Raw genomic sequence first — 23,061 nt, forward strand, 5'->3', positions numbered from 1 at the left:
ATGCTCATGAATAGAGTATGGATAATGGGTTGCGGGGATATAGGCCGCCGCGTCGCTCGTTTATATCAAACTCAGGGCGTACAGGCTACTGGTTGGGTGCGTGGGCAAGAGTCTTTGGTTTTAGGTGAGCAGCAAGGTATTGAAATGCGCCTTGGCGATTTGGATCAAGGTTGTTTTTTCCCGCGCAATGCTTTTGAAGGTGCAGAGATTTTTTGGTTAATGCCACCACCGAATCAGGGTTTGATTGATAGTCGCTTACGTCGCTTTCTATTAGCCGTGCAAACAGCTCCCAAACGAATTGTGCTGATTTCGACCACCGGCGTCTATGGCGATTGTGAGGGACGTTGGATTGATGAGTCTGAACTGCTTAAGCCTACGGCTGATCGAGCCAAACGTCGTTTGGATGCTGAGCTTGCATTACAAGAATGGGGTGAAACCTATCAAGGTGACTGGGTAATTTTACGGGTTCCAGGGATTTATTCAGCCGAGCGCTTACCTTTAAAGCGTCTGCAAGGTGCTGAGCCAGTTTTATTAGAAGCTGAGGCGCCGTATACGAATCGGATTCATGCTGATGATTTAGCACGGATTTGTGTGCAAGCTATGCAAGTTGCTCCTCAACGCAGCATCTACAATGCCTGTGATGGACATCCTTCCACGATGACAGATTATTTTAATCAGATTGCAGACTTTGCCCAGCTAGCAAGACCACCACAAGTGAGTTTAGCTGAGGCAAGTCGTGCGGTGAGTGCAGGGATGCTAACGTATTTACAAGAGTCGCGCCGGATTCATAATGCTAAGCTGCTAAAAGAGTTAAATATACAGCTTTTGTATCCAAGCCTAGCCGATGGCTTAAAGGCGATGAGGAGGGTCTAATGTTATTAGTGATTCCTAAGCTCTTAGATGTAGCACGCTTACAGGAAGTACAGGGTTTATTGCGTCATGCTGATTTTCTAGATGGTAAATTATCTGCTGGCAAAGAAGCGCAACAGGTGAAGCACAATCAAGAATTATCCACGAATAGTCCGCAGCGCCGCCGCTTAGATGCAATTGTGATGGCGGCTTTAGTTCAGCATCCGCACTATCAAGCAGCGGTTTTGCCTTTGCGTGTAGCCAGTGCCTTTTATGTGCGCTATCAAGTTGGCATGGGCTATGGCTTTCACATTGATGATCCTGTGATGGGTCCCATGTCGGGGCGCTATCGGAGTGATGTATCGACCACTATCTTTTTAAATGACCCTGAAGACTATCAGGGGGGGGAGTTAGTGATTCGCAATTCTTTTGGTGAACAAGTTATTAAAGCTCCTGCAGGCTCTGCAGTAATTTATCCTTCCAATACTTGGCATCAAGTTACACCAGTCACTCAAGGTGAGCGGTTAGTGGCGGTAACTTGGGCGCAAAGCTTAGTGAAAAATGCAGAGCAGCGTGAATTACTCTATCAATTAGCACAAGCACGTGAAGGGCTATTGACGAAAATGCCCGTTAGTGAAGAGCTTGCTCAACTCAGCACCGCTTATAGTAACTTAGTAAGAATGTGGAGTGAGGTTTAAGAGTGAATGTACTAAATTAAGGGTCTTGATTTTGCTCGGTATAAAGCGCTAATTGCACTTCAGCTTTATGCTGAGTTTCGACAATTTCTTTAGTTTTCTCATTCTTAATGGCCAAAGCATTCATCTCAGCACGTACTTTAGCAAGGGTTTGATTAGCTTGCTCCAGTAATTTTTGGGCATTAGGGATAGCGGCACGTAATTGTTCTTCTTGTTGCGCGAGTGCAACTAGTTTGGTTTGATATTCCTGCATCGCTTGGGAAGTGCAAGTTTGTGATTGTAGGCTTTTGAATAATTCTTCTTGGTGAGTCAGGCGAAACTGCCGAAATTGGTCAACTTTGACAATGGTTTGAGCCAAGTTTCTTTCAGCGTCTACTACCGCTTGTTTACACTGCATGACTTCAGTTTGCTTTTTTTCCAAGCGGCGTTCACGAATCTTTTGTAGCTCAACAAGGCTCATCCCGTAAATCCAGCAATTTGCATTAAACGTCCAACGGTTTCTTGAAAACTGGAGTGTTCATCGGGGTCTTGCTTCAAAAATTGGTGGATTGCATTAATTTTATCCAATGCTTCATCCGCTTGTGGATCAGCCCCGCGTTGATACTCACCAACACGCACTAAGAATTCGATTTCTTTATGCTTAGCTAACAGCTTGCGCACATGGGCAGCGGCTTGTCGATGACCCGGAGCTGCAATTCGCTGCATTAAACGGCTTAGACTTCCTAAAGAGTCAATCGCTGGATAATGATTCGAGGAGGCTAAATCACGCGATAAAATCACATGCCCGTCCAAAAGGGAGCGCACTTCGTCACCCACCGGATCAGACATATCGTCACCCTCAATCAGCACGGTATAAAAAGCAGTGATAGAACCTTGCGCACCACAACCAGCACGTTCAACTAATTTAGGTAGTTCCGAGAAGACCGATGGTGGATAGCCACGCCGCGCTGGGGCTTCACCTGCCGCTAAACCGATTTCACGCTGGGCGCGTGCAAAGCGGGTGAGTGAGTCCATCATTAATAAGACTTTTTTGCCCTGATCACGGAAAAATTCGGCGACTGCCGTGGCAACATACGCGGCTTTTAAACGTTCAATCGGTGGGCGGTCGGAGGTCGCAACTACTAAAATGGTGCGTTCCATCCCTGCAGGGCCTAAGGACTCTTCAATAAATTCGCGCACCTCACGGCCACGCTCACCAATTAAAGCAATCACATAAACATCTACCTCAGCATGTTTGACTAACATACTGAGGAGTGAGCTTTTTCCCACACCTGCACCCGCGAAAATACCAATACGCTGACCGACTCCACAGGTAATTAAGCCATCTAAGGCGCGAATACCTAAAACTAAAGGCTCATGCACCATTTGCCGAGTCAGGGGATCAGGCGGTGAGGCATATAAAGGATAGTATTCTTGAATGGCAATATCTGATTTGCCGCCCATACTTTGGATACGCCCAATACCGTCTAGCACACAGCCTTTTAAATCTTCCCCCACCCCAACTCGTAGCATTTCCCCAGTCGCAGTGACTTGAGTATGCACAGAGACACCTTGCATATCCCCAATAGGAGCAAGCAAAGCAATATTTTGTTCAAAGCCAATCACTTCGGCAGGGACGGGCGGTTCATCACTGCCATTGCGCAGCATGCAGAGTTCACCTAGTTTCACTTTAGGAATAATGGCGCGCACGATGGTTCCGGTGACTTGCACAATTCGCCCATGCAGAACTAGCATGTTATGGCTTTTAATAGCTGCTTTCATGCGTGTAGGAATGTATTCTAAAGACATAAGTTAAGCTACTGTGTCAAACGGATTTCACCAACGGGTTGCACTGAGACATTAGAGGTCAGTTCAGGCAAGGACATAATCGGTAGATCAGGAAACTCTGCTGCCAAATGCGTGCGTAAATGTCGACGCAAATCAAGACTAGTAAGAATGACCGGGCGCGGGCCTTCACTAATAAGTTGACGATTACTCTCTTCTATTCTATGTAAATTATTGACTAAATTGCGGTTCACATCTGGCGTAAGGGCTAGGTGCACACCGGCTGGCGTTTGCCTTACACTGGATTGTGCAAGTTTTTCACTTTCTGGATCGAAGAGATAAACGGGTAAGCGTCCAGTGCCATTGGTATAGGTATAAGATAGCTGACGTTTCATTCCAACTCTGACACGTTCGGTCAGTACACCATTATCTTTTTCGGTTTCACCAAATTCGACTAAAGTGCCCAAGATCTGACGCATGTCACGGATTGAAATTCCTTCACCTAATAGTCGTTTTAAAATATCAACCATGCGCGTTTTATTCACAGCCCGCTGTGCTTCTTGCACGAGCGTTGCATAACCAGCCGCTTCTAATTTGCCCATTAGAGCGTGAATTTCTTGTACACCAATAAACTCAGGGGCTTGGCGACGCAGGATATAGGCTACATGGCGAGTCAGAATCTGACTGGGATTAAGTTTATCTAAGCCACGGCTTAATACTTGTGGCAAAGCATTTTGGTTAGACGTGTTCGTCTCAGTTTGGGCTAATAGCGGTTTTTTAATCCCTAACTGACCCTGACCCACAGGAATGCCATGCACTGAAATACGGTAAGTGTCATCCTCAATCTGCTTAGATAAACTGATACTGATACCTTCCAAGGTAACACCTAGATCCTTATAGAAGTCTTCACGCACTGATATAAAGTTAGTATTGAGTTCAGGTAAGGAAATACTCTCACGTGCCGCTTCGGGGAGTTCAACTAATACAGGGGCTAAGGGTTGCATGACATCCAACGCCTCCATTTCAGCAGAAGAACCACCACCTGCTAATAGCTCAGCACGTTGATTACCAATCACGGTCACTTCTTCGGCTGCACCGAATTCAAAGCGATTCTGCACCTTCTTCAAGAGGAAGCCGGTTAAGCCTAAAATAGCACCCAAGAAGAAAAAGACAATGGTTGGGAAGCCGGGAATTAATCCCATCAGAGTGACTACTGTGGCACCAATCAAGAGAGCATTAGGTTGACCTAATAGTTGGCGGCCAATATCTTCACCCAAATTACTTTCTTCATCGACCGTGACCCGTGAAACAATAATTCCTGAGGTAATCGATACGAAGAGGGCGGGAATTTGTGATACTAGGCCGTCACCAATCGTGAGCAATGAGTACAACTGCATGGCTTCACCAATCGGCATACCCCGTTGGAAGCTACCAATGGCAATACCACCGATAATATTCACGATAATAATAATTAAGCCCGCGATTGCATCACCCTTGACGAACTTCATAGCTCCATCCATAGAGCCGAAGAGCTGGCTTTCTTTTTCCAGATTAGAGCGACGTTTGCGCGCATCAGCCATGCTAATAACCCCAGCACGCAGGTCACTATCAATACTCATTTGTTTACCCGGCATCGCATCTAGGGAGAAACGAGCACTGACTTCGGCAATCCGTTCTGAGCCTTTAGTAATCACGATGAATTGCACAATGGTAATGATCAGGAAGACCACGATCCCTACGATCATATTACCGGCGACCACGAATTCACCGAAGGTCTGAATAATATGGCCTGCTTCCCCCTCGCTGAGAATAACCCGCGTGGTTGCAATACTTAGAGATAAGCGGAAAAGTGTGCTTAAAAGCAGCACAGACGGAAAGGAGGAGAAGGAAAGTGGTGAAGGCAAATAAATGGCTAGCATTAACATAATGATCGCTAGTGACATATTAAAAGCAATCAAGGTATCAATCACGATAGTAGGCAGTGGCATGATCATCATAAAGATTACCATGACCAACAAAACAGCCAAGGCCAAATCACTACGTCGAGTGATTTTATGAAGTAAGCTTTGCGATTGAATCGTTTGCATAGAAACCTCGCTTAATTTCCTGTATGGGCAGGCTCGTCTTCGGCGAGGCTGACATAATTCAAAGTACCACTCAGCGCTAGCAAGTCGATGATATGCTGATTCGCATGACGTAAAAGTGGTTTAACACCAAAGCTTTGGTAGTAGCCCAAAATCACCCGTGAGCCAGCGGCGGTCACATAGCTGACTTGGCGTAAATCAAAAATGATAGGTGGCGAGACCTTTGAAACTAAAGGCACCAAGTTACCCGCTAGCTCCTGATCTAACACACCTTGCAAAGTAATTACCGTATGGTCGGTTTGACGAGCGATACGAATGCTATTCTCAGCGATACTCATGTGTTTGCTCGTCTTAAACCCGCTTTGGGGATCACATACAGGGTTTTAGCGTCTAAAGTCACAATCTTGACCTCAGCACCTGTTGGGCAATCTGGGCCTGATACTAACCATTCACGGCCTTCTAAAATGGTTTGTCCATGCCGATCAACAATCGGACGGGTCAAAGTAATCGTTTTACCCACCAAATGCTGATGCTCTGTATGCCCAAATAGGCTGTTTAGGGCAGCAGGAATTTCAAACAAGATTGGTGCTAATACCACCGAGAGCAGTACTAAAGGTAATTGCCAAACCCAAGTTTTTTGCGGACTGGCAAACATCATTAAGGCGGTTAAGAACATGCCTAAGCCGAGCCATAATTGCCAATCATCCAATAAGCGCCGCTTGTATTTGGAAAGTAAGCTGTCTGATTCCTTAGCTTGTTGGGTTTGCTGAAAAAGGAAATAGTGTAGGCGTGCCTTTAGTTCACCCGAGCGAATGCGGTCTAGCGTACTCGTTAAAAGTTGGCTAGTTTTGTTTCCGTCCTTGGCTAGAGTATTATCCCTGTTAACACTGGCTGTTTGTTGTTCCTGAGTATCCATCGTCTCTGTCTAATCTGCAGGTGTAGGGAGTAACCGAATTATCAATTATCGTTTATTATTATTGCGCATAGCTTTAGCGACTCGGTCGATAGTAGATGCAGGGATATACTGATCAATTTTTCCCTCTTCAATCAAATCAGCTATCAAGCGCGCATCACTAATAATGGGCACATTCTCAATCTGAGCAATCTCAATCATCTTACGCGCCATGCCCGCTTTACCAATCGCAACGATGACTGGCAAAGGTGTAACATCCTGCTCATAGTAAAGAGCAACAGCCAAACCGATGTCTATGATCACCAGACGAGCTGTCTTAATCCTTGAATGAATGTCTTGCTCAGTTAGCTCACGGCGCATACCTTGACGGGCGCCACGGATATGTGGATCACCATAGGCGTCTTTCATCTCACGTTTAATTTCTTCTTTAGTCATCCGCTGATCTTTTTCAAATTGAATTTTTTGGAAAATATAATCCAGCGTCGCTAGCGTGATGATTAAAGGCAAGATCATCATCATCAGCTTTGTTAGAAGCTCAACGGTGATTTCTTTTTGGCAAGGAATATCGCATTGTTTGATTTCATTCATATATTGAAAGAAACCGACATGCATGACGATATACAGCGCTAGGGCAATAGCTAAGGTTTTAACTAAAGAGAGTAGGGTATTAACAAACTGCTTCATGGAAAAAATGCGTTTGAAACCCTCGCCCGGATTGACTTTACTTAAGCGTGGAATCACTGGGTCAAAGGAAAACAAAATACCGAACTGCACGATATTCCCAAGAATCCCCATGACAGCAGCTAAACCCACGAAGGGCAACACAATCGCATATAAGCCAATTTCTAAAGAAATCCTAAGCGCTGCACTTAAGGCTTGTTTGAATGGCAGCGTGGGAAGTTGGTAACTGATCATATAGAGTTCAGTCATTTTGACTAACATCCAGTCACCCATCACCCACAAGTAAATGGTAGCAGTTAATAGAATCAATGCACCGGGAATGTCTTTACTATTCGGCACTTGCCCCTTTTTCTTCGCATCGCGAATTTTCTGGGGGGTAGCCTTTTCGGTTTTTTCGCTACTACTTTCCGCCATCGACTAGCCTATGGAGAAAGTTCAAGTTGGCACCAAAATCTAGAAAGCTATCATGTAAGTAGCGGCCAATAATGCCGATATAAACGATTAAAATTAAAAATACTAAGGCACTCTTAATCGGCATTGAAAGCAGGAAAATATTTAGTTGTGGCAAATAGCGGCCAACCAAACCTGTACCTATATCAATGATAAGCATGATGCCAATGAAGGGGCCTGCAATCAAAAGCGTGGTATACATCAAGACATCTAATTGTTTGACGAAGAAGCTCGCGGTTTCAGGAGTGAGATCAGGAAAGAATTTATCCAAAGGCCAAACTTGATAACTGAGCATCAAAGTTTGTAACAACAACATAAAGCCACCGCTCGTAAAAACTAAAGTAATGGCGAGTTGGCCTAGCAGATTGCCTAACGGCGATACCATATTACCGAGTGTGGGCGAGAAAAACATTCCTGCCATAGCACCCCGCTGCATATCCATGACTAAACCCGCTCCACGTGCTGCCCAAAATGGTAAACTCATGGCATAACCTAATAATAAACCGAGTACTGACTCTTTGAAGATCAATAAGGCAAACATTGGAATATCTAAAGTGATACCCGTCAGTTGTTCTTTGGTAAGTGGGACTAAGCTTAGGGAAATGATTACCATGACTCCATTCCGAATCATCGCAGGGAAAATCGGCTGAGAAAAAACGGGAATGACCGTAAAAGCCACCAAAATTCTAGGTGCGGTTAGAATCAAAGCGAGTGACCATGTATGCCAGACATCAATCATCGGTGCACCAAGGCGATCTGATCGAAGATACCAATGGTATAATTGTAAAGTTCTGGCCCTAACCAACGTACCGTAATACCAATTGCGACCATGACGGCTACTAACTTAAACCCATGCGGTAAAGTTTGTTCTTGAATCGAGGTCAAAGCTTGGAATAACCCAATGATCAAACCGACTAAAGTCGCGACCACAATCGCTGGCATCGACAAATACAACACCAGTTTCATGGCTTGAGCGGTGAAAAATAAGAAACTATTCTCATCCATGTCAGGTATAACTCAGTAATAAGCCATGAATTAAGCGAGACCAACCATCAATCATCACAAATAGCAGCAGCTTAAACGGCAAGGAAATCGTCACGGGTGAAACCATGATCATGCCTAAAGACAACAAAATATTTGAAACGATTAAGTCAATCACAATAAAGGGTAGGTAAATCAGAAAGCCTACTTGGAAGGCTAGCGTCAATTCACTGACTAAAAAAGCTGGAATCAACACCAACAAATGCCGTTCAGTCACATCTTTTGAGTATTTCTCAGGCCAAATTTGTTGAGTGGTTTTAACAAAGAAATTACGTTCGGCTTCAGAAGAGTGCTTAGTTAAAAAGTTTTGTAAGGGGGTGGCACTCTCGCTTAAAGCACTGGTGAAGTTCGGATTTTGAATGTCGGTGATTTGCACCCCTTGTTTCTGAAAGATTTCATAAGTCTCCATCGCCACAGGAGCCATAATATAAATCGACAGAATTATCGCGATGCCACTGATAGCCATATTGGGCGGTTCTTGTTGTAGACCTAAAGCGCTCCGTGTTAATTGCATGACGACAACTAATTTAATAAAAGAACTTACCAAAATTGCTAGGAAGGGTGCTAACGCTAATAAGGTCAGCAGCCCCACTAGTAATATGGGATTCGGAAATGTCGCATCCATGCTGTCTAACCTGCTTTTGAGCGATTACCGAATAGGCTAAGAATGCGTACTCCAATCCGCCCACTAATATCAACTAACTCACCCGTACCGATCAGTTTATTCTGTGCACGAATCTGGACGACTTCAGGTAAGCTTTGAGTTAAGTCAATCACATAGCCGGGACGTAGCTGCTTTACTTCATTAAAGGACAGTGTTTTATGTCCTAAATCGAACGACAATTGCACAGGCAATTGATTGATTTGTTGGACGCTTTGTTTTTGATCATTGTCGCTCATAATATTCCAGTCCGTCGTAATAGTGATCTGCCGGTTGGGTTCAGCAATAAGTTGTGCCCCACAATAGAGTAGGGTACTGAGACGTAGACGAATTAAGCCCTCACTGCGGAAACCACGCTCATCTAATAAAATGATGTCGGAGGTTTCAAAATTATTGATCTCTTGTACGGAAACAGTGGCAGTGCCAATTTCCAGAAAGAGATTAGCTTCCAAGCTTTCCCATTGTGCTTCAGTATCGGAAGGCCAAAAACGTAGGCGCTCTTGAATTAAGGGATAGAGACGTTCCTCAACTATTAACAAGCCGCGAATTAGATTCATTTGCTCCTGTTGAGGGGCATCGCGCCGACCTTCAAGTAGCTCAAAACTAAGCGGCAAGGTATAAACCTTATTATTTTTATCAGCTGATAAAGATTGAATTTTGATTTTGCTACCTAAGCCATTTTCAATCCGTGTAATTAGTGGGTCGAGAGCATTTTCAGCTAAGGCAATCCCTAAGTTTTCTGGTAAACGTGACAGCATTCCCTCAGGGATAAAGGCGCGAATCTGATCAAGTAAAGGCCAATCTGATAACCATAATCCAGCAGTCGTATCGCCAATACCTAAGGTAAGACCAATCGGTAAAATGGCTGATGTATCGGGTTCAGTCGGGAAAACTTGCAGACGGAAAGCTTTAGTTTCGCTGAGAAAAAATGCAAAGGGTTGCGTTTTATTCAGAAGTAAATTATTCATGCGCACCGCTGCAGGTGTCCATGAGAGTGGAGCAAGTGACTTAAGCTTTATACGACGGTGTTCATCAGTCATTGTTATTATCTTTATGGCCTACAATGTCCAGACCCATACCAAGCTGCCTTGAACACAGCTTGCTGGCACATTTGTGAAAGATTGCGCAAGTAGCTTATAAATTATTTTATAAACCGAGTGTATAGCTAAGCAATCTGAGCTGCAACTTACACCGTTGATCTGCATTAACTCACTACCGATTGATCAGTATCCCAAGCTTGTAAGCGTCCAGCATTAGGCTCAGACATGACCGCCCCTAAGTAATACCCACTGAGAAGGCCGGCAGTTAGATAACTGTTATTAGCAAAGTCAACAGTGATCTTGCCAATGCTATTGCTCCAGAAATCATGACTGCCATCTACATTTTGACCTAGATATAAAGCATTCCAACCTTGAACGGATGAATTCGTATCACCGGGTAAATCAAAATAATAGGCATTACCCGCAATCAATTTATCTCCTTTAGTAGGATCGAACAGCGCTGTTTCCCCCGTTAAATTGCGAATGCCATTAATGGTAATTTCGCCGGCAGCAGCCGTTCTGACTTTAGCGAGATAGCCACCATCAAAATTGGAAGAGTCATATTGATCAAACCATGAGGAAATCATTAATTGCCCAGCATTACGATTAAAGTCGTCGACCCCGATTGTGTCTAAACTACTTTTTAAATTAAGCAATGACATAGGACTTGCACAATCGAAAGCATAATGGTCGCGATGGTTGAAAATATCATTTAAAGCATCGGCAGCTTGAATGGTTTGGCCTTGATCATTAGTAGTACGCATGAGCAAATAGCGATTGTTATCGCGCTCGACCACCTCCCAAAATTGGTTACGTTCTAAGACGCGTTCTGTGCCGGTTTGACCGTTAGCGCCCGTAAATAAGCGCGTTTCAGGTTCTGCTAAACTACCCGCTTTGATACTGATGAGCTGATCAGTGAATTCCCAACCAGATTCAATGGCTAAGCCATTTTTCAACATGCTTTCGCGAAACCGGAGTTCATAAATATCAGCAGTGGTCAGGCTACTACGCTTTAATTCTTGCCCACTTTGATTTTCGACTATCAAAGTATCACCAACACTTAATTTACCGTCTTGGCTGTTACCATCTAGAACTCGCACTTTGCTTGTTGTGTCAGCAAAACTGCTATCTAAAATAGCTTGTTCGGCTTGGCTTAGACTCAAAGGAGTCGGTGGCGGCGTGCTAGGCTGTTGAGTCGTGGTTTGATTAAGCTGTTGCATCATTTGTTGTAACAATTGCATCACCAACATTACGATTTGCAGATGCTGATTGGGGGAGGCTAATAAACTCTGTGCATTTGACCAATTGAAAGCGTGATTGGCGTTATGTGTTTGGTTAGTGCTACTAACTTTAGTGGTTTGATAGTTAGTGTTAAAAGCAATACTGGTTGTCATAGCTGGTTCCCAGCTCCACTGTTAAGGTTGTTATTAATCCGGCATTCGCAAAAGCAGGACATTTTTATTGTGAACTTCTAGTCTAAATCCTCTTTGGGTAGCCTATCCTGCTGTAAGTTGATAACTGGTAGTGGATGTCGGATAGCTTGCCTAGAGCTTAGGCATAACTTTAGCTATGCTTTTTTAAAAGAGAGGTATTTTGTTAAACCTCCCGACTCTCTGACATTGCCTTCTATGCCGTTGTTTTGTTGCGTTCATCTAGGTGTAATTCGACCTGTGGCCTTGTTTTTGAAATGATTGTTCTTATAGAAAATACTTAGGCTGGATTCAATAATGTTAGTAAGATTACTAGTAGTTTGCTTGTTGCTACTAACAAAAACGGTGTGGGCTGCTCCTTTGACTTGGAGCGAGAAACCTTATTCGCACTTTTCTGACCAAGAACCTTTAGTGGATTTGTTACAGACCTTAGCCTCTACGCAGAAAGTACCGGTGGTAGTTAGCCCCAATATTAAAGATGTCGTGAGCCTGCACTATAAGCAACAACTCCCTAAAGAGATTTTCAGTGATTTAGTCAAAACCTACGGACTGATTTGGTTCTTTGATGGCGAGACGCTATATGTCTATAAGGAAAATGAAGCACAGCGCGGCTCAGTGAGTTTAGAAAAAATGACTCCTCAAACCTTTACCACAGCCATGAAACGTTTGAATGTCTTGGACAGTCAGTATCACTGGGAAGTGTCTGAAGTGGATAATATGATTTATTTCACAGGTCCGGAGCGATTTGTGAGTGCTGTTTTAGATATGGCAAAAATCGTGGATACCCAAAAATTAGAGCGTCCACAAGTGTATAAGTGGGTCGATGCTAATGGGCGAGTGAATTACAGCAATGAACGCCCTGAAGCAACCAATGCTGATGTCAACAAGGATGTGGCTACTAAGGAGCGGTTCCCCGGTTTCGACGTGGTGGATGTCATTAATCGCTAATTTTTCGTGTGGAGTTTTTCCTGTGAAATTATTAACTCACCACGATTTTTGAAAAAGAGCCCCAAATCCTATGAGCATGCAGCACACCCCCTACTTATTGAAAGTGCTTAGTGGCAGCAATGCTGGTGCTTTAGTTCGCTTAAAGACGGGCGACACAGTCATCGGCAAGTCGATGTCTAGCGATATTATTCTGCACGATGAAAATATTGCTGACTCACATATCAAGTTAAGAGTTGAAGAAGAAGCTATTAACTTAGAGGTGCTGGCTAAACCCTTATTAATTGATAACAAAGAAATTGATTTAGGCTCTCATCCTCTCAAACCCTATCAAGTGGTGAGTTTAGGTAGTATTGATTTTTTTGTTGCAGATGTGCGTAAGCCCGGACGGCGCGGAGCTGAAACTAGACCTTCTGAATCCGTAGTACCCCCAACGGTTAGAGCCACGAAACCTACTGAGAATATACCACCTGTTGCAAACTTGCGTTCTGAACCGATGGAGTTAAAGCCTAAATCAAAGGCTTTAGGTTGGAGTTTGTTGTTGGTAGGCTTAGGGTTGCTGCTACTTGCGAACTTATTATTTTTAAAACCTTATCTTAGTGGTCTAGCCGAGAAAGTAGGTTTAAGTGAATCAGCCGAGCAGCGCGCACAGGAATTGCTCAAAAAGCTACAACCCACTGATTTAACCCTAGTGCGTGATCCCGATGGGCGCACGGCTATCTCTGGTTATGTGCAAACTCGTGATGATAAGCGTAAGTTGATGAATCAGGCCTTATTGGCAGGGAGTGGGATTAATTATCGTGTCTGGGTACGCGAGGATTTAGTCGCGAATGCCACCCAAGTAGCTCGTGCTTTAGGACAGAACGATTTGTCTTTTAGCAATTTAGAACAAGGCAAATTAGCAGCACATGGTTATGTGAGTGATGAGGCGGATTGGGCACAGATTAAAGCTAATATCATGTCAGATGTTAGTGGTATTCAATCGATTGATGATCGATCTGTCCAAACCTTGATCAAGCGCAAGGAAGCTTTGGTGCAGTTTATCGAGAAAAAAGGCCTGTCTAGCCGCGTTAAGGTTACTATCGAAAAGGCTCGTATTAAAGTTGACGGCGAGTTGACCCAAAACGAATTAAAACGTTGGGCTACTTTATATGATGAATTTACTCAAACAAATGGAACAGGTCCGACTATCGTTGAGAACCTATATAACGTGCGTGATCGCCTTAAGTTAGTGATCAGAAGCGTTAGCGTAGGTGACACACCGTTCCTAGTTTCCAAAGATGGTAAGAAGTATATGGAGGGTTCTAGTCTGGGGAATGATTATTTCATTAAGAAAATTACTCCAGATCATGTGCTTCTTTCAAATAATGGTATCGAAATACCAATGTATTATGGTGTAGAGGATAAATAATGATTTTACAAATAGAGCAAAACCTCAAAAATGATATTTCAGGTATTTACAAGAATGAAATTCTTGAAAAATTCAGCCAAGTAGCATCAGAAGTACGGTTTGAGTTAAACCAGGGGGTAGAGCCAGCAGAATATGAAAAATTAAATAAATTTCTGCAGGCACTAGAGGCGGGTTCGGAGGTAGTGGAACAGGTCTGGTCCCAGAAATAAGGGATGTGACTTGGCATGGAGCGCAATGCCTCTCTATTTATTGTTCCCTGCGTTTGATGTAAAAATCATCGGGAATTCTATAATTTTTAATTAGGAGTTAATTCATAATGTCAGTACTTGATACTAGCTCATTTTCAGATGCTATTAGTAAAATGCAAGCAACCAATAATGCTATGTTACAGTTTCAAGAGCAATCTGTAGCAGAGAATAGAAGGTTTAGTATTGAAAGCACTACACTTGAGCATGAGGCCTCTGTAACTGAGCGGATGCAAGGTATCATGCAAACACTAGCCAGAAACTCATCTAGCTAATCGCTAATTAAGTAAGGCTTGGCACTGTGCCTAATAGGTGCAGTGCCATAATTAAATAGTAAATATTGCATTAATAAAGAGAAAATAATGAAAGCAACGACTGAAATTCTTCAATTATTATCTGAGGTAGGTTACATGGCCTGTTTTAAAGGCGATTCAGTACGTTCTCAAATGATTATGGAGGGCGTGGATGCAATTGCTAGAGAACAGTCATCAATCAAAATGGGGGTAGCAGTAGCGAAAATGTATGCGGGGGATATGGATGGGGCTATTTCTATTTTCCGTAACCAAGTATTAGCGAAAGAGCCTGAGCACATGAGTGCTAAATGTTTCTTAGGTATCGCTTTAAATCTTTCTGGTGAAACTGATGAAGCGCGTACCCTATTTGAAGAAGTATCGTTGCGTGGTAACTCAGACGAAAAAGGCATTGCCGATTTTTATTTGTCTAAGTAATTAAAACTAGGATATTGTCATGGTAGATCCGAGCTTATTAGGTATTCAACTACCCGTCCCTAATGCCCAAGTTAGTCCGCAACCTTTGCCTACACCAGAGGCTATGGACTCGACACGCTTCCAGGATCTCTTAACTAATATAGGACAAGGGGGGCAAATCGATTCCCCCTCGATGCGTGATCAACCAGTCCTACAAAGAGTTGGCTCAACAGAAGCAAGTACACCCGCGTTTAGTGATGCTTTGATTGAACGTGTGACGGGGATGGATAAATCTTATCATTCCATTATGGAGCAACTGAAGAATCGCCCACAGCTCTCTTCTTATATGGATGAGTTTAATCCTAGCAGTTCTAAAAACCTACGTACCTACCCGAGTGTATCTACTAGTTCTGGAAATCAAGCTAATCAACTACAGGAAATGTTTGATAACACGCGCAAAGGTAATGTCGCTATGCTCAATTACGAGCGCGATATTAATACATGGGCAATGAATTTCCAGATGTGGTCTTCAGGTGTTGAGTTAGCCTCATCAATTGTGTCGCAACTCTCTAGAGGTTTCCAAACTCTCTTTAGAGCAAGTGGTTAATCATAAAATCTTAAGAAGGTTGCAATGAATAAGAAGACAATAAAAAGCAAACCAGCCCTTTTACTGTTTATACTTTTCGCGTTAGTAGGGTGTAAAACCGATTTATACAGTGGTTTAGGCGAGCAAGATGCCAATAATATGTTAGCAATTATGCTCAACCAGGGCATTTCTGCTGAAAAAATCATTGATAAAAAGACCAATACTTACACCTTAAGTGTAGATAAGTCGAATATTCCATCCGCAGTGCGTTTGTTGCAGGAGCATGGTTATCCGAAAGAGAAAGTTTTTTCAGTTAATGAGATGTTCCAAAAAGATGGTTTAATTTCCTCGCCAACTGAAGAGCGCGCCCGTTTTATTTTTGCCCTCTCGCAAAGTGTACAAGAGACATTAACGCAGATCGATGGTGTATTAGTCGCGCGGGTGCATGTTGTTTTGCCAGAAAATAGTGCTTCCGGTCAACAATTAAAACCTTCCTCTGCTTCAGTCTTCATTAAATATCATCCTGCTTATGATTTAGAGAGTATGAAATCTGAAATTAAACTAATTGTTGAAAAGAGCATTGAAGGCTTGAGTTATGATAAGGTTTCAGTTGTCATGGTGCCTGCTCAATTGAATAAAATAGAAAAATAATACCTCATATTATGATTCGTGCTTACCAGAAAGAAGATTTAACCCATGTGTCCGAAATATATCGGCGAGCTAGACCTTATGAATTAGGTTTTGAAACAAGTCAGTTTGAGTTCTATAGCCTGTTAGACGAGCCAGACAACTTAAAGCGCTTCTTGCAATCGACTGTTTTTGTCTTAGAAGAGGAAGGCGAGCTTAAAGGTTTTGGCGGCTATGTGCATGATTATATTGCATGGCTCTATGTAGACCCGAAGGTTCATCGGCAGAAAGTGGGACTGCGTTTACTTAAATATATGCTGGAAAAATTAAAGCATAAAAAACAGCTACGTATTTCTATCGTGAAGTCTAATCTGGCAGCACGTGCTTGCTATGAAGCATTGGGCTTTCATGAGCAAGCAACCTTCAGTTTTAATTTCCAAGGGCAAATGTTAGAAGGCTTACGCATGACGCGTGAGCTTTGAATAAGGATTTTCATCCTGTCTGGGACGAGTTTTAAAGAGTTTCAACAACCACATATATTGTGTAGGGTGCTGACGGATCAGTTTCTCAAAACTAGCATTCATATTCGTAACGTCTTCCAGAGCATCCAAAGCCCCAAAACCCTCCAATGCAGGCTCGATTTGGATCTGATATTTACCCGTTTTATGATCAAAAAAACTCATAAGCGGAAAGGCACAAGCCCTGCCTAATTTAGCAATCCGTGCCGGCGTGGCTAAAGTTGATTTTTCAGCTTGAAAGAAAGGTGCAAACACAGAGTGCTTCTCACCATGATCTTGATCAGGCAAGAAAAACAGAAGCTTACCTGGCTCTAAAGAGCGAACCAGCTTGATCATGCCTTCTTCGCGGGAAACGACAAATTGCACATCACGCAAGCGGCTACGCATGATAAGCCAATTAAAGACAGGATTTTTAAAAGGCTTGTAGGAACCATAAGCTTTGAAATGCTCGCCAATAGCCACAGGTGCAAATTCTAGCCAGACACTATGTCCTAGCAGCAGCATAATATTTTGATTTTTGGCGATGGCTTGCTGTAAATGTTCTTGGCCACTGAGGTGAATGTTTTTATATAAGTGCTTTCTTGAGCGGAAGAACAGTAGGCTGTAATCCAGTAAGGCACAGGCATATTCTTGTAAGTTTGCTAAAGCAAATTGTTCACGTTCTGCTGGCGTCAGTTTGGGAAAAGCAATATCTAAATTTACCAAAATGATTTGGCGGCGCTTGGTGTTGTGCTTATACATCAAGCTACCTAGCTGTTTGCCTAAACCATGCCGAACTTGCCAAGGCAAAAAAGCTAATAAGCTTAAGCTTGCCACCGCCCACCAGCTAAGCCAATAACGTGGATGTAAGAGATTTTTTGGTAGGTGATAAGAGCTTGCCACTGCTGAACTTAGAACGCCTCAGTGTTAATACGAGCGCAGCTTACTTGGTCGGTTTGCATACGAGTTTCAAACCAAGTAGCTGCGGGTTTAACGGCAGCACGTTTGCCTTTTAAGCCAAAATCAATTTGGAAGCGATTCTCTGTACTGGGTAAGCTAGATAAGCGTACTTCAGGAAAGGTTATCAGCAACTCCTCCATCATAGGAATTAGTTCACTTTCGGGGGCATTTTCCAACATCCAACGTTGATCAATATTAGGCTCGGTATCATGAAAATGCCGATAGTGTGTGTCCAGAACCCATTCAATCATCGGCCAAGCCATATTCGGAAAACCGGGTACAAAATGATGATTTAGCACTTTAAATCCGGCAATTTGATTCACCGGATTCGGAATTAAACTAGCTCCATCAGGTAAATCTGCCATACGAATCCGATTAGGATAGGCATGCTCGCCAAATCGACGCTCAATAATCGCCTGTAATTGCGGATGGCGAATTAAGCGCCGCCCCAAGGCTGCAGCGGCACATTGGCGGGTTAAATCATCAGGGGTTGCCCCAATCCCACCAAAACTAAACACTATCTCAGCGGTTTGCAGCGTTTCTTGTAGTGTTTGAAGTAAGAGCGGGTATTCGTCACCAACCATGCGTACCCAAGCTAAAACCAACCCGCGTGCTTGTAACATGGCTAAGACAGCGGGTAAGTGTTTATCTTGGCGTGAACCATTTAATAATTCATCTCCAATCAAGATTAAGCCAACTTTACCGCTAGTTTTCATTATGTTGCCCCTTGGTCTTGTGCGCGTTTTTGGGTTAATTCTGCCTGCTTTTGCAGGGTCTGACCATTCCAATCGGGAGAAGTTTCTGCCCAACCCTGTGTATGCTGCTGAATCACATCACAAAGCATTTGAATATGCCGATAGTTAGTATTTAAAGCAGGTATATATTGATAGTGCTGCCCACCTGCTTGTAAGAAAAACTCTTTATTTTCAAGCTGAATTTCCTCCAAAGTTTCTAAACAGTCTGCTGCGAATCCGGGGCAAATCACATCCACTGATTTCACGCCTTCTTTGGGCAAGGCTTCTAAAGTCTTGTCGGTATAAGGCTGTAGCCATTCCGCTTTACCAAAGCGCGATTGGAAAGTGACACGATATTCATGCGGGCGTAAGTTCAAGTTTTCTGCTAATAAACGGGCTGTTTTTTGGCATTCGCAATAATACGGATCACCTAGAGTTAGGTTACGCTTAGGAATACCGTGGAAGGACATGACTAACACTTCACCGCGTAAGTTTTTATTCCAATAGTCAAATAAGCTTTGTGTCAGGGCTTCAATGTAATCGGGGTGATCGTGGTAATGCGTAACGGTGCGCAATTCAGGCATCCATCGCCAGCGTTGTAACTCCTTGAAGGTCGCATCGAAGCTAGTTGCCGTAGTCGCGGCGCAATATTGAGGATAGAGCGGTAAAATCAGTAAGCGGCGCACCCCTTCGGCTTTAAGTTTTAATAAGCCATCATGAATCGAGGGGTTGCCATAACGCATCGCCAACTCGACTTTCACAGGGCCTTGAAAGCGCCGCTCTAATTCTTTTTGAATCGCGGCTTGTTGTTGGCGAGAAATACTCAGTAGGGGGGATCCTTGCTCCGTCCAAATCTTTTTATATTTCTCGGCACTCGCTGCGGGACGTTTAGGCAAAATAGCTAAATTCAGGATGGGATACCAGACTAAACGCGGGATTTCGACCACACGGGGATCGGATAAAAACTCCTGTAAATAACGGCGCAATGAGGGCGCATCCGGTGCGTCCGGTGTACCTAAGTTGACTAAGAGCACCCCGGCACAATCAGCTTTTCCGTGAAAATAGTCTTGTTCGTTGACAAATCGGCTCATGGTATCATCCTTATTTTCGACACGAAGGATACACCATGCAGCCTGACCTGCAAGCAATTGCACAAAAGATACGTGAGATAGCGCGTGCAGAAATTCTTTCGCGTTTTGAAAGAGTCGGTTATGAGTTCAAGGACGATGGTAGTGTACTCACGGAGGCGGACTTGGCGGCTAATCAGTGTATCACTGCTTATTTGCAAGCAAGCTATCCCGAGATTCCTTTACTCAGCGAAGAAATGGAAACAGCGCAACAGGAACAGCTTTTGCAAGAAGCGCCTGTGTTTTGGTGTTTAGATCCTTTAGATGGAACCAGTAATTTTGCCTCAGGTATTCCGTTGTTTGCGTGCTCCTTGGCTTTATTTCAAAACGGTCAAGTCGTTTTAGCTATTACCTATGATCCGGTACGTGATGAGTTATTTACCGCTAGTCGTGGTCAGGGCGCTTACTTAAATGGACAGCGCCTACAGTGCTGTCAGATTGGCTTTCAACTCGCGCATGCAGTGGCTTTAGTGGATTTCAAGCGCTTACCGAAGTTGATGCAATGGGTATTACTTGAACACACACCTTACGGCTCACAACGTAATTTGGGTGCTAGTACTTTAGAGTGGGTGTGGATGGCAACGAATCGTGGGCATGTGTATTTACATGGTGGTATGAAGCTTTGGGATTTAGCGGCGGGTACTTTGATTTTAGCGGAGGCAGGTGGTTATTCTTCAGGCATCGATGGTAAGCCAGTGAATTTAAAGAAATTAGCCAATAACCCAGTGGTAGCTTCGCCTGATCCAGACTTGTTTAAACAATGGCTCAGCTTTCTACAAACTTATAATGATAATGTCTAAATCTGTTCAGCCCATTGGGGTTTTTGATTCGGGCTTAGGGGGGATTTCGGTCTTGCGCGAAATCCACCGTCTTTTGCCCCAAGAAGAGCTGATTTATATTGCTGATTCGGGGCATGCACCTTATGGGAGTAAATCCAGCGCCTATATCACACAACGTTGCTTGCAGCTTAGTGAGTTTTTGCTAGAGCAGGGGGCTAAAATGCTGGTAGTGGCTTGCAATACTGCAACCGCGCATGCCATTGAAACGATGCGTGAGCAGTTGACTGTGCCAGTGATTGGGATTGAGCCAGCCGTTAAACCCGCCGTGCGGATCACCCGTACAGGTGTTATTGGAATCTTGGCTACTCAGCAGACTGTCAACAGTCAGCGCTTGCAACGCTTGATTCACGAATACGCTAATGGCGTGAAAGTCGTAGCCCAAGGTTGCCCCGGCTTAGTTGAGCATGTAGAGCGAGGCGATTTTGCAAGTAAAGAGCTACGCGCTTTGTTGACTGCCTACACACAACCTTTAATCGAGCAGGGTAGCGATGTGCTGGTCTTGGGCTGTACGCATTATCCATTCCTAGTTAACAGTTTGTATGACATCATCGGCTGCGATATGACAATCTTAGAAACCAGTAATGCGGTAGCCCAGCATGTAATACGCATATTGGATAAGCACAAGTTAACGGCTCATAGTGAGCAGCAAGGTTTGGTGAGTTTTTATTCTAGCAAAGCAGACCCAAACCATTGGCAAAGTATGCAATTGCTTTGGCAGCATGAATTAACTACAGCCATGCTGCCTGAGCCTTATTTAACTATACCGCTGCAAAAGCTTGCTCAAGATCAGCAATAATATCGGAGATATGCTCAATCCCCACACTAATCCGGATGGTTTCAGGGCGCACACCTGCACGCAATTGCTCGGCTTCGGTCAATTGCCGGTGGGTTGTGGAAGCGGGGTGGCAAGCTAAGGATTTAGCATCCCCAATATTGACCAAGCGCTTGATTAATTGCAGTTGATCATAGAACTTCACTCCCGCATCAAAGCCACCTTTAATCCCAAAGGTTAACAGTGAAGCAGGTTTGCCTTGGAAGTATTTTTTGGCCAAGGTGTGATACTTATCAGTATCAAGGCCAGCAAAATTCACCCACTCGACTTTAGGGTGTGCTTGTAAATACTTAGCGACTGCTAAAGCATTATCGCAGTGGCGCTCCATGCGTAAGCCTAGAGTTTCAATGCCTTGCAGGATCAAGAAAGCATTGAAAGGTGATAAGGCAGAGCCAGTATTACGCAAAGGCACGGTACGCGCACGGCCAATATAAGCGGCTGGCCCTAATGCCTCGGTATAAACTACGCCATGATAAGCAGGCTCTGGATTATTCAAAGTTGGATAGCGCTCTTTATGCTGTGCCCACGGGAATTTGCCAGAATCAACAATAATCCCACCAATTGAAGTGCCGTGTCCGGCAATGTATTTAGTCAAAGCATGGACGACTACATCTGCGCCATAATCGATGGGATTACATAAGATTGGCGTTGCAACTGTATTATCGACAATCACGGCTACGCCCTGTTTGTGGGCGACGGTAGCAATCGCTTCAATATCCACAATATTTCCGGCTGGATTACCGATGGTTTCGCAATAGACCGCTTTAGTTTTCGCATCAATCAGCTTTTCAAGCGCTTCAGGGCTGTCATTCTCTGCAAAGCGTACTTCAATGCCTTGTTTTGGCAGCATATGTGCAAATAGTGTATAAGTACCGCCATAAAGTTGTGGCGTGGTGACAATATTATCACCTGCTTCAGCAATGGTTAGAATCGCATAATTAATTGCGGCCATGCCTGAGCTAACCGCTAAAGCGGCAACCCCGCCTTCTAGCGCGGCAACCCGCTTTTCCAACACATCATTGGTGGGATTCATAATTCGCGTATAAATATTGCCGGGGACGACTAGATTAAATAAGTCGGCACCGTGCTGTGCATTGTCAAATTCATAAGCGACGGTTTGATAAATCGGTACTGCAACTGATTTAGTCGTGGGGTCAGTTTCATAGCCAGCATGAATCGATAGGGTTTCTTTTTGCATCAAGCTTCTCCTCCAGAGGCGGGAATTACGTCAAATAACGTTTGCGATTTTGCATGGTTTACCGAGGTTCTACCACCTAGATGCTTAGCTTTTCTTAGAATAAGCATAGATAGCGAAATTGGTCTAAGTCAAAAAGATCCGTAAAGCAATCGCAATTAATACCACGCCTAAAGCTCGCTCTACCCACAACTGATTATGCTTTAACCAAGCTAAAACAGAGCCTTGTGATAATACAAGTGAGACGAGCACATACCAGAGTCCATCAACAAAAATAATCGTGAGCACAAAAATAGCTTTAGCGTCGATACCCATGTCGGCATGAATAAATTGGCTGAAGAGCGCTAGGAAATATAAACCGATTTTGGGATTGAGTAGGGCAATCATGAAGCCATCGCGGGCAGCATCCCACAGTGAAGCGGTTTGCTTGGTTGGTAATTCAGCATGCCCAGTACTGCCAGTGGGTTTAGCCAGAATCCCTTGTATCCCAATCCACAATAAATAAAGGGCACCTCCATAGCTGAGAATCTGCATGAGTACGGGGGATTGATGTAGCAATAGCCCTAAACCCAAGACAGATAGTAGAGCATAAACCCCTACGCCTAAAGCATGACTCATGGAAGTGACCACACCATGTAAAGGCGAGTTATTTAAAGTTTGGCGCAAGACGACTGCTAAACTTGCACCGGGGAACATGGCTCCCATTAAGCAAACCAACAGCAAAGAAAACCAAGTGGCTAATGTCATG

Annotated in this window: 28 protein-coding genes; 12 read left to right on the forward strand and 16 right to left on the reverse strand. The window is 43.9% G+C overall.

All coding sequences use genetic code 11. The features are described 5' to 3' along the window. Positions 1-6 precede the first annotated feature (6 nt). Both Q0307_RS10125 and Q0307_RS10130 read left to right on the forward strand, forming a co-directional pair. Positions 7-873 (forward strand): SDR family oxidoreductase, encoded by an 867-nt coding sequence (locus Q0307_RS10125; RefSeq protein WP_298660132.1) that lies wholly within the window; start codon positions 7-9, stop codon positions 871-873. After that, positions 873-1,547: a Fe2+-dependent dioxygenase gene (locus Q0307_RS10130; protein ID WP_298660135.1), complete on the forward strand. Its 675-nt coding sequence runs from the start codon at positions 873-875 to the stop codon at positions 1,545-1,547. Before Q0307_RS10125 ends, Q0307_RS10130 begins: the two co-directional genes overlap by 1 nt. Before the next feature lie 16 nt (positions 1,548-1,563). Here Q0307_RS10130 and Q0307_RS10135 read toward each other — a convergent pair whose 3' ends face one another. The 11 genes from Q0307_RS10135 to Q0307_RS10185 form a co-directional block, all read right to left on the reverse strand. After that, complete coding sequence (locus tag Q0307_RS10135; protein ID WP_298660137.1) at positions 1,564-2,004, reverse strand: YscO family type III secretion system apparatus protein; 441 nt, start codon at positions 2,002-2,004, stop codon at positions 1,564-1,566. Next, entirely contained in the window at positions 2,001-3,332 is a 1,332-nt protein-coding gene (sctN, locus tag Q0307_RS10140) for a type III secretion system ATPase SctN (protein ID WP_298660140.1), read from the reverse strand. Before sctN ends, Q0307_RS10135 begins: the two co-directional genes overlap by 4 nt. 8 nt (positions 3,333-3,340) lie before the next feature. Then, positions 3,341-5,395: an FHIPEP family type III secretion protein gene (locus Q0307_RS10145; protein WP_298660142.1), complete on the reverse strand. Its 2,055-nt coding sequence runs from the start codon at positions 5,393-5,395 to the stop codon at positions 3,341-3,343. 11 nt (positions 5,396-5,406) lie between these two features. Then, positions 5,407-5,730 carry an STAS domain-containing protein gene (locus Q0307_RS10150; protein ID WP_298660144.1) on the reverse strand — a complete coding sequence of 108 codons (324 nt, stop codon included), beginning with the start codon at positions 5,728-5,730 and terminating at the stop codon, positions 5,407-5,409. Continuing rightward, complete coding sequence (locus Q0307_RS10155; protein WP_298660146.1) at positions 5,727-6,308, reverse strand: NfeD family protein; 582 nt, start codon at positions 6,306-6,308, stop codon at positions 5,727-5,729. The genes Q0307_RS10150 and Q0307_RS10155 overlap by 4 nt, the downstream gene beginning before the upstream one ends. A gap of 45 nt (positions 6,309-6,353) precedes the next feature. Next, a complete protein-coding gene (locus Q0307_RS10160; protein ID WP_298660148.1) occupies positions 6,354-7,400 on the reverse strand; it encodes an EscU/YscU/HrcU family type III secretion system export apparatus switch protein in 1,047 nt (348 codons plus the stop codon). Beyond that, positions 7,387-8,175: a type III secretion system export apparatus subunit SctT gene (gene sctT, locus Q0307_RS10165; protein WP_298660151.1), complete on the reverse strand. Its 789-nt coding sequence runs from the start codon at positions 8,173-8,175 to the stop codon at positions 7,387-7,389. The genes Q0307_RS10160 and sctT overlap by 14 nt, the downstream gene beginning before the upstream one ends. Next, positions 8,172-8,441 (reverse strand): type III secretion system export apparatus subunit SctS, encoded by a 270-nt coding sequence (gene sctS / locus Q0307_RS10170; RefSeq protein ID WP_298660153.1) that lies wholly within the window; start codon positions 8,439-8,441, stop codon positions 8,172-8,174. Before sctS ends, sctT begins: the two co-directional genes overlap by 4 nt. Position 8,442: 1 nt before the next feature. Further along, on the reverse strand, positions 8,443-9,102 hold the full coding sequence (sctR, locus tag Q0307_RS10175; RefSeq protein ID WP_298660155.1) for a type III secretion system export apparatus subunit SctR: 660 nt from the start codon (positions 9,100-9,102) through the stop codon (positions 8,443-8,445). A gap of 5 nt (positions 9,103-9,107) precedes the next feature. After that, the gene (gene sctQ / locus Q0307_RS10180) at positions 9,108-10,178 is read right to left on the reverse strand and encodes a type III secretion system cytoplasmic ring protein SctQ (protein ID WP_298660157.1); all 1,071 of its coding nucleotides are present in this window, start codon (positions 10,176-10,178) and stop codon (positions 9,108-9,110) included. A 164-nt stretch (positions 10,179-10,342) separates the two neighbouring features. Continuing rightward, on the reverse strand, positions 10,343-11,572 hold the full coding sequence (locus Q0307_RS10185; RefSeq protein ID WP_298660159.1) for a hypothetical protein: 1,230 nt from the start codon (positions 11,570-11,572) through the stop codon (positions 10,343-10,345). Between the two features lie 333 nt (positions 11,573-11,905). Here Q0307_RS10185 and Q0307_RS10190 point away from each other — a divergent pair, with 333 nt between their 5' ends. The 8 genes from Q0307_RS10190 to Q0307_RS10225 all read left to right on the forward strand — a co-directional run bounded on the left by Q0307_RS10190 (position 11,906) and on the right by Q0307_RS10225 (position 16,611). Then, on the forward strand, positions 11,906-12,556 hold the full coding sequence (locus Q0307_RS10190) for a DUF4124 domain-containing protein (protein WP_298660160.1): 651 nt from the start codon (positions 11,906-11,908) through the stop codon (positions 12,554-12,556). Positions 12,557-12,626: 70 nt separating this feature from the next. After that, a complete protein-coding gene (sctD, locus tag Q0307_RS10195) occupies positions 12,627-13,964 on the forward strand; it encodes a type III secretion system inner membrane ring subunit SctD (protein WP_298660161.1) in 1,338 nt (445 codons plus the stop codon). Continuing rightward, positions 13,964-14,173, forward strand: a complete 210-nt coding sequence (locus Q0307_RS10200; RefSeq protein WP_078921954.1) for an EscE/YscE/SsaE family type III secretion system needle protein co-chaperone — start codon at positions 13,964-13,966, stop codon at positions 14,171-14,173. The genes sctD and Q0307_RS10200 overlap by 1 nt, the downstream gene beginning before the upstream one ends. A 107-nt stretch (positions 14,174-14,280) precedes the next feature. After that, entirely contained in the window at positions 14,281-14,484 is a 204-nt protein-coding gene (locus tag Q0307_RS10205; RefSeq protein WP_298660162.1) for a hypothetical protein, read from the forward strand. 87 nt (positions 14,485-14,571) lie between these two features. Next, entirely contained in the window at positions 14,572-14,937 is a 366-nt protein-coding gene (locus Q0307_RS10210) for a tetratricopeptide repeat protein (protein WP_298660163.1), read from the forward strand. A gap of 19 nt (positions 14,938-14,956) precedes the next feature. Continuing rightward, complete coding sequence (locus Q0307_RS10215; protein ID WP_298660164.1) at positions 14,957-15,523, forward strand: hypothetical protein; 567 nt, start codon at positions 14,957-14,959, stop codon at positions 15,521-15,523. Between the two features lie 24 nt (positions 15,524-15,547). Then, entirely contained in the window at positions 15,548-16,153 is a 606-nt protein-coding gene (sctJ, locus tag Q0307_RS10220; protein ID WP_298660165.1) for a type III secretion system inner membrane ring lipoprotein SctJ, read from the forward strand. 47 nt (positions 16,154-16,200) lie between these two features. Next, positions 16,201-16,611, forward strand: a complete 411-nt coding sequence (locus Q0307_RS10225) for a GNAT family N-acetyltransferase (RefSeq protein ID WP_298660166.1) — start codon at positions 16,201-16,203, stop codon at positions 16,609-16,611. On the opposite strand, the gene Q0307_RS10230 is transcribed toward Q0307_RS10225, so the two are convergent. The 3 genes from Q0307_RS10230 to hemH are packed head-to-tail and all read right to left on the reverse strand — an operon-like array spanning position 16,588 to position 19,411. After that, positions 16,588-17,529 (reverse strand): lysophospholipid acyltransferase family protein, encoded by a 942-nt coding sequence (locus Q0307_RS10230; RefSeq protein WP_298660167.1) that lies wholly within the window; start codon positions 17,527-17,529, stop codon positions 16,588-16,590. The genes Q0307_RS10225 and Q0307_RS10230 overlap by 24 nt on opposite strands. Before the next feature lie 8 nt (positions 17,530-17,537). Further along, positions 17,538-18,302, reverse strand: coding sequence for a molybdopterin-binding protein (locus Q0307_RS10235; RefSeq protein WP_298660168.1), 765 nt, complete (start codon positions 18,300-18,302; stop codon positions 17,538-17,540). Further along, positions 18,302-19,411: a ferrochelatase gene (hemH, locus tag Q0307_RS10240; RefSeq protein ID WP_298660169.1), complete on the reverse strand. Its 1,110-nt coding sequence runs from the start codon at positions 19,409-19,411 to the stop codon at positions 18,302-18,304. Before hemH ends, Q0307_RS10235 begins: the two co-directional genes overlap by 1 nt. A gap of 35 nt (positions 19,412-19,446) precedes the next feature. Between hemH and Q0307_RS10245 the strand changes: the two genes are divergently transcribed. Both Q0307_RS10245 and murI read left to right on the forward strand, forming a co-directional pair. Further along, positions 19,447-20,247, forward strand: a complete 801-nt coding sequence (locus Q0307_RS10245) for an inositol monophosphatase (RefSeq protein ID WP_298660170.1) — start codon at positions 19,447-19,449, stop codon at positions 20,245-20,247. Beyond that, positions 20,240-21,082: a glutamate racemase gene (gene murI, locus Q0307_RS10250; RefSeq protein ID WP_298660171.1), complete on the forward strand. Its 843-nt coding sequence runs from the start codon at positions 20,240-20,242 to the stop codon at positions 21,080-21,082. The genes Q0307_RS10245 and murI overlap by 8 nt, the downstream gene beginning before the upstream one ends. Here murI and Q0307_RS10255 read toward each other — a convergent pair. Both Q0307_RS10255 and Q0307_RS10260 read right to left on the reverse strand, forming a co-directional pair. Next, positions 21,045-22,316 carry an O-acetylhomoserine aminocarboxypropyltransferase/cysteine synthase family protein gene (locus tag Q0307_RS10255; protein WP_298660172.1) on the reverse strand — a complete coding sequence of 424 codons (1,272 nt, stop codon included), beginning with the start codon at positions 22,314-22,316 and terminating at the stop codon, positions 21,045-21,047. The genes murI and Q0307_RS10255 overlap by 38 nt on opposite strands. Positions 22,317-22,439: 123 nt before the next feature. Further along, positions 22,440-23,060: a LysE family translocator gene (locus Q0307_RS10260; protein WP_298660174.1), complete on the reverse strand. Its 621-nt coding sequence runs from the start codon at positions 23,058-23,060 to the stop codon at positions 22,440-22,442. Position 23,061 lies beyond the last annotated feature (1 nt).

Origin of the sequence: uncultured Thiothrix sp., from assembly GCF_937873765.1 — a bacterium.
In the GTDB taxonomy this organism is placed as follows: Bacteria; Pseudomonadota; Gammaproteobacteria; order Thiotrichales; family Thiotrichaceae; genus Thiolinea.